At 58.2% G+C, this 5738-nt stretch carries 7 protein-coding genes and 1 pseudogene; 4 read left to right on the forward strand and 4 right to left on the reverse strand.

The window, feature by feature from the left end; translation table 11 throughout:
- Positions 1–345 precede the first annotated feature (345 nt).
- The gene (locus G3O06_RS46065; RefSeq protein WP_205820059.1) at positions 346–1221 is read left to right on the forward strand and encodes a LysR substrate-binding domain-containing protein; all 876 of its coding nucleotides are present in this window, start codon (positions 346–348) and stop codon (positions 1219–1221) included.
- A gap of 36 nt (positions 1222–1257) precedes the next feature.
- On the opposite strand, the pseudogene G3O06_RS49490 reads toward G3O06_RS46065, so the two are convergent.
- Positions 1258–1398, reverse strand: a pseudogene (locus tag G3O06_RS49490) (IS481 family transposase); the annotation flags it as partial.
- A 216-nt stretch (positions 1399–1614) separates the two neighbouring features.
- Entirely contained in the window at positions 1615–1854 is a 240-nt protein-coding gene (locus G3O06_RS46070) for a hypothetical protein (RefSeq protein ID WP_205820060.1), read from the reverse strand.
- Between the two features lie 317 nt (positions 1855–2171).
- Here G3O06_RS46070 and G3O06_RS46075 point away from each other — a divergent pair, with 317 nt between their 5' ends.
- The 3 genes from G3O06_RS46075 (at position 2172) to G3O06_RS46085 (ending at position 4881) form a co-directional block, all read left to right on the forward strand.
- Positions 2172–2903, forward strand: coding sequence for a zinc-binding dehydrogenase (locus G3O06_RS46075; RefSeq protein ID WP_241020584.1), 732 nt, complete (start codon positions 2172–2174; stop codon positions 2901–2903).
- Positions 2904–3672: 769 nt separating this feature from the next.
- Positions 3673–3918 carry an H-NS histone family protein gene (locus tag G3O06_RS46080; RefSeq protein ID WP_241020585.1) on the forward strand — a complete coding sequence of 82 codons (246 nt, stop codon included), beginning with the start codon at positions 3673–3675 and terminating at the stop codon, positions 3916–3918.
- Between the two features lie 279 nt (positions 3919–4197).
- Complete coding sequence (locus G3O06_RS46085; RefSeq protein ID WP_205820063.1) at positions 4198–4881, forward strand: response regulator transcription factor; 684 nt, start codon at positions 4198–4200, stop codon at positions 4879–4881.
- A gap of 323 nt (positions 4882–5204) precedes the next feature.
- Here G3O06_RS46085 and G3O06_RS46090 read toward each other — a convergent pair whose 3' ends face one another.
- Together G3O06_RS46090 and G3O06_RS46095 are read right to left on the reverse strand one after the other, a co-directional pair.
- A complete protein-coding gene (locus tag G3O06_RS46090) occupies positions 5205–5450 on the reverse strand; it encodes a hypothetical protein (protein WP_205820064.1) in 246 nt (81 codons plus the stop codon).
- 25 nt (positions 5451–5475) lie between these two features.
- Positions 5476–5738 (reverse strand): DUF2827 family protein (locus tag G3O06_RS46095; protein ID WP_205818231.1); only part of this gene is annotated, 263 nt, incomplete at its 5' end.

Consider the following 5738-nt stretch of genomic DNA (forward strand, 5'->3'; position numbering starts at 1 on the left):
CCGCGCGCACCGCGCTGGGCTCGACGCGCAGCAGCGTGCCGAGCACGAACAGGAACACCGTGACGGGCATCAGCGGCCGCGCGAGATCCGCGAGCGGCGGCACCAGCAGACCAAGGCCGACGCCGCACGCGAGCACGGTCGGGCCACGCCGCACCAGCGCGGCGATCAGCGTGCGCACGGGCGAGCCTCGGGACGACGGCGGACAGTCGTACGACCAGGGCAGGCGGAGAATGGCATGCGGATTCCTCGGAAGCGGGCCGTCGGGCACCGGGTATGCGCAAGGCTAATCCGGATTTTTGGCGAAGTAAAATGATATAAACACAATCGGTAACAAGAGAAAGTGATATGAACATCCCTCTGCTCGAAACCTTCCGGGCCGTCGTGCAGGAAGGCAGCGCGCTGCGCGCGGCCGAACGGCTCGGTTGCACGCAGTCGAACGTCACCGCGCGGCTGCGTCAGCTCGAAGAGTCGCTCGACGCGCCGCTGTTCGACCGCCACGGCAAGCGGCTGGTGCTGAACGGCGCCGGGCGCCGGCTGATCCCGTATTGCGACCGCATCCTGCGCCTCGTCGACGAAGCGACGCAGGTGGTACGCGAGACGCCGGTCGCGCGCAGCTTCCGGCTCGGCTCGATGGAAAGCACGGCGGCCACGCGGCTGCCGGCGCTCGCCGCCGCGTTGAAGGAGCGCGATCCGGCGCTCGGCCTCGCGGTGCAGATCGGCAGCGAGCCGGATCTGGCCGATGCGTTGCTGCGCGGCCGGATCGACGCCGCACTCACCGCGCGCGCGGTCGTCCGGCCCGGGTTGCGCTACGCGCCGGCGTTCGCCGAAGAGATGGTGCTGGTGAGCGCGGCCACGGTCACGCGGCGGCAGGTGCTGGCCGACAATACGGTGCGGCTGCTCGCGTTTCACGACGGCTGCCCGTATCGGGCGGTCGCGGAGCACTGGCTGAAGGCGCGCGGCATCGCGATCGAGTCGGTGGCGTCGTTCGGCACGTTCGGCGCGATCCTCGGCTGCGTGGCGGCCGGCATGGGCGTCGCGATCCTGCCGAAACGGATCACGACCGAGCACGTGGCGCGCAAGGAACTGCGGGCGCACGCGTTCGATGATCTCGACAGCGTGACGACCTATCTCGTTACGTCCGAAGAAGCGCCTGAGTTGCCCGAGCTCGATACGGTGCGCGCGGTGCTGGGGCGGCAGGCGGGGGCGCTGCTCGCGCGCTAGCCGGGGAGCGAGCAGCGGGCCGCGTCCGCGAGATGAGTTGTGAAGCGCCAAGAAGTGGCTTCCGGATGCAGGAAGCCTGGCCATCGATGCAACGCCGCCGATGGCGCGATGAGCGCGATGCGAGCTGGAGTGATGGCGCCAGCTCGCCATGGCTCCGATGCGATGGGCCGAGCCCTGGCATGCCGATGCTTTGCCGACGGTGTGCGACACCAGCACGCGAAGATACTGCCAACGTCACATTCGTGCTCGACCGTTCGCCGGAAAGCCGCCCTGTGATTTCAGCGAACTCGTCAGAGCCACGCCGCACGATGTGCACAACATCACATCGGCATCTCGATCAACATCATCCTCTCAAAAATGAGAGGGTGGTTGTCAGTTTTGTCGATTCCACAATCAGATCTGAACGGGCATAGTGATGACACTCCCGAGTCGGCGACGAGCCGGATGCACGCGGTCGTAGCGTTCCAGGCAGTGACTGCGGTCAGCCAGTACGGCCTTGGTCGAGCGCTCGAAAGTCAGGTGATCGACCGGAGGATCCGGATCGCTACGACGGCTTCGTCCTCGCTCCTCCGCCAGAACCGGCGATTTGAGCGAACGATCAAGACGGCGCGTGGATTCTACCGCACCGGTCATGTTGCATCCGATCTGCGCATTCGCACGTTCGGGTTGGCCCACTTCCTTACGAAGGACGCGTCTTGAAAGCCTATGTCATTGAACGGATCGGCGGGCCGGAAGTCCTGCAGCTTCGTGACATTCCGTCCATTTCGCCGAACGCGGATGAGGTGCGCATCCGGGTCCGCGCGTTTGGCCTGAACCGCGTCGAGACTTATCTGCGCGCGGGCAAGATGGGGCCGGTCGATGGCATGCGGGTACCGGGCGTCGAGGCAGTGGGTGAAATCATCGAGGATCCGTCCGGTACGTTCAGGGTCGGACAGCGCGTTGCAACCGTGATGGGCGGCCTGCAGTTTGCTCGCCGCGGCAGCTATGCCGAAGAAGTGACCGTGTTGCGTACGAACGTGATCGACCTCGGCAACACTGAAATGGCATGGGAAGAACTCGCGGCGCTGCCGCTGGCCTATCTGACGATCTGGGGCGCGCTGAGTCGCAGCCTGGAGATCGAGATGGGGCAGACACTCCTCGTGCGCGGCGCGACGTCGACAATCGGGCTGGCAGCCGTCACCTACGCGAAGGCGAGTGGGCTTCACGTGATTGCGACGACACGCGCGGCGGCTCACGCGAAGCAGCTTCACATCGCTGGCGCGGACGACGTGATCATCGATGGCGGAAACGTCTCGGACGAAATCCTTCACCTTCAACCGAAGGGGATCGATGCGGCGCTCGAGGTGGTCGGCGCGTCAACGCTGCGCGATACCGCACGGACGTTGAGACCCTTCGGCGCAGTCACCGTGATCGGGATGCTGGGCGGCCCGCCGGTGCTTGAACAATTCAATTTGATGGCGGATCTTCCGCCGGCTGTGCGGCTTGCCTTCTTTCCGGCGCAGTTGCTCGGCTCGGGGGCGCTTCCGCTGGCAGATTCGCCGCTTCGTGCGATCGTCAACGATGTTGCCGCCGATCATCTGCCGTCGCATCTGCAACATGCGTTCGCATTCGATGAGGTGCGCGAAGCACACGAGTGGATCGAGGGTAACCGTGCACATGGAAAGCTGGTGGTGCGAGTCTGAATGTGTCTGAGTCGGGTGTCGCCGCTCACTTGAAGCGTTGGAACCACAAACGACGCCCCCGCATCTGTCCACGGGTTCAATTTCATACCCAGCGATACGGCGAACAAGTTCAAGGCACCGCTGAGTGAATGCCTGATTGTTGCCTTGTGACGAATCCGGAATGACAAGTGAATCGGAGTTGGCAGTCATTCGGCCTTCAATGGCGATCAGTCACCGGCTGAAAGGCTGACGGATCACGCAAGTCGGAATGTGTGTAAGCGCTATCATCAGGGGAATTCAGTTCGGTCTATTGCGCTTTTTGAGGCGCCATCTGACTCCCGTGGAGTCGAGCCGGCACGTTGTCAGTCTGCTGAAGACATGGTCCAGATTACCGGTTCCGTTCGTAAATCCAGGATGGCTCGCGTGATGACTTGAGAGCTGATGACGGTCCGGTCGGTGGCCAAATTGTCTGGCGTCAAAGGGTGCACACGACCTCATTCAATCGCATCGACGCGCATAAGAGGTGTCTTTCGCTTCCCGCTGGCATTGAACGAACTCGAATGTTCTCCCATCTCTCTGGCGAATTTGTTTGGTGGAGAAATTGACTGGAAGTACATTGATTGAAAATTTTAAAAAATGGATGGTGGCATGTAGGGGTGGCGTTGTTACAAAAAGTGACATTTGTTCAGAAATGCGTTGAATTTATTTGCATAGCATGGAAGTTAATGTTTATGCGACTAATGAAGCTGAATAGATAATGGAATCGTATAGGGCATATCTTCACCGGAAGATGCAACTCGAGCGCGACCTCGATCGAGAGCGTATCAGGATTCTGCAAGTGGTAATCAAGGAGGTCAAGGAGTGTGTCGCGCTTTTCGGAATTACGGAAGCCGATATCTTCGGGAAAGATGCCGATCAGAAGCGGCGTCGAAAGGCCAAATATTGCGATCCGGTAACAGGCAAGACCTGGTCCGGAGTGGGTAAGGAACCACTGTGGATCAAGGGGCGAAGCAGAAAGGATTTTGAAATAACTTAAACGTCGTTGCCGGGGTTTGATCTTGTCGGGCGGTAGCCGACGGCGGTGTCAATTTGCTTTTTTTTATCTTCGAGAGAAGGAAGGCTGACATCGATGCCGGAAAGTTGAAACGCCTGCTGGAATGTTCGATCGATATCAAATCGGAAAGTAGAGACCTATTTTTCCCGCGTGATGATCTGTGCGTATGCATCACTAGCGGATTCGTGGGTGAAAATTTGCAGTGGCGCTGGCGACAGCTGAAATAATTTTGTCGCGAATTTTTTCGAATGTCTATGTGAAATGAAGATTCTTGTGCTTGATGACGATGTGGTTTATTTGGAATATATCAATTTGGTATTGCGGGGCGCTGGTCACGAAGTTTTGATCGCCGAGGATGGCACGCGTGCCATACGTATCCTGGAAAAAGCAAGCGTTGATCTCGTTATCCTGGACTGGATTGTTCCGATGGTGTCCGGACTTGATGTGCTGAGGTGGATTCGCCACAACCTGGGTCCTTTCGTTCCGATCATTTTTATAACCAATCGTCAGTTTGATCAACATATTGCAGAGGCATTGAATTCCGGTGCGGACGATTATGTTGTGAAGCCTGTCGGCCGCAACGAGTTGATCGCGAGAGTGGCGGCATTGACGAGGCGTGGTATGCGCCTCCGGGAATTTCCGGATGTTGTCAGGGTGGGGGATTATATTGTCGATAAAAAGGCGAGGAGTGTGTCGTTGCGAGGAAATAAATTCGCGATAACGAGAAAGGAGTTTGATATTGCAGTCGAATTTTTTGATAATGTTGGGACGATAATATCGCGCGATCATCTGGTCAATATTATTTGGGGGAAACCGGAGAGTGTGATGTCTCGATCGCTGGATACTCATGTCTATCGGCTGAGGAATAAACTGTCTCTCTCTTCTGAAAATGGATTGTTGTTGAAGTCTGTATACATGATCGGGTATCGTCTGGAATTGGTATGAAATTGATCGTTTTTCGGTCTGGTGGCTGGGATTGAATTTATCGATCGTTCCGGATGCTCAGCATTGCAGGTGACGAAAATCCGGCTCTGCAGTCTTGATTATTCAATATGGTTCTGTGGGCGATTGTTCCATGCTGAACGCGGGTGTTGCTGCGTGCCAAGCGCTGCATGAGTGTCAGTGAGGCTTCCAGGGATTTTGTTTTAAGAATGTGCGCGAGGAATGCGGTGAGCGATTCATCGATTTTCCGGGATGGTTTGTTTCCAGAAAGGCAACGTTTCCCGCACATGTGATGCGATTTCAGCCACCCTCTGGCGTACAAAAAATCAAATTCGCTGCAAATCGATTCCGGGTAGGTTTCCGCTTCCCATATTGACGCTCCATTCGCTTAATCGACGCGTCCCGAACAAGAGCGAATCTTGATACCGGGAAACGTTGACGGTTCCCATCAAGGCAACCAGTCGCATGAGGCGTACGGTCGGCACACCGGTAATATGAGCTCGATCCGATGTCAGGCTTGCCTCGAGGTTTGCCAGGGCGTAATGCCATGCGCGGGGTTGAGCGTTTGTCATGCCGGGCTCCGGAAAGGGCGGCGCGTCACGCGTCGCGATAGAGGGTGGCGATCGCGTCCGTATAAGCGGCGACGTTCTCGGGGTTGTAGATGCTGACGGAGCTGAGCACGTGCTTCGACTGCTCGCGGTACGCCTCCAGGTTCGCATCGTGCTCGGCGAACGCCTGCAGCAGTGCGCGGCCGCCGGCCTGGCAGTCGAAGTCCGGATAGAAATACCCGGCCTTGCCGAGGAACGGCGAGTTGTGGATCAGCGGGTAGTCGCCGTACAGCAGCTCGTAGTACAGGTAGT

It is taken from the genome of Burkholderia sp. Ac-20345 (assembly GCF_017104825.1).
Lineage (GTDB): Bacteria > Pseudomonadota > Gammaproteobacteria > Burkholderiales > Burkholderiaceae > Burkholderia > Burkholderia lata_B.

Excerpts from the sequence above, each read along its gene's own strand:
- G3O06_RS46065 (WP_205820059.1), top strand. The coding sequence starts at position 346 with ATGAACATCCCTCTGCTCGAAACCTTCCGGGCCGTCGTGCAGGAAGGC.
- G3O06_RS46070 (WP_205820060.1), bottom strand. The coding sequence starts at position 1,854 with ATGACCGGTGCGGTAGAATCCACGCGCCGTCTTGATCGTTCGCTCAAA.
- G3O06_RS46075 (WP_241020584.1), top strand. The coding sequence starts at position 2,172 with ATGGGCGGCCTGCAGTTTGCTCGCCGCGGCAGCTATGCCGAAGAAGTG.
- G3O06_RS46080 (WP_241020585.1), top strand. The coding sequence starts at position 3,673 with ATGCAACTCGAGCGCGACCTCGATCGAGAGCGTATCAGGATTCTGCAA.
- G3O06_RS46085 (WP_205820063.1), top strand. The coding sequence starts at position 4,198 with ATGAAGATTCTTGTGCTTGATGACGATGTGGTTTATTTGGAATATATC.
- G3O06_RS46090 (WP_205820064.1), bottom strand. The coding sequence starts at position 5,450 with ATGACAAACGCTCAACCCCGCGCATGGCATTACGCCCTGGCAAACCTC.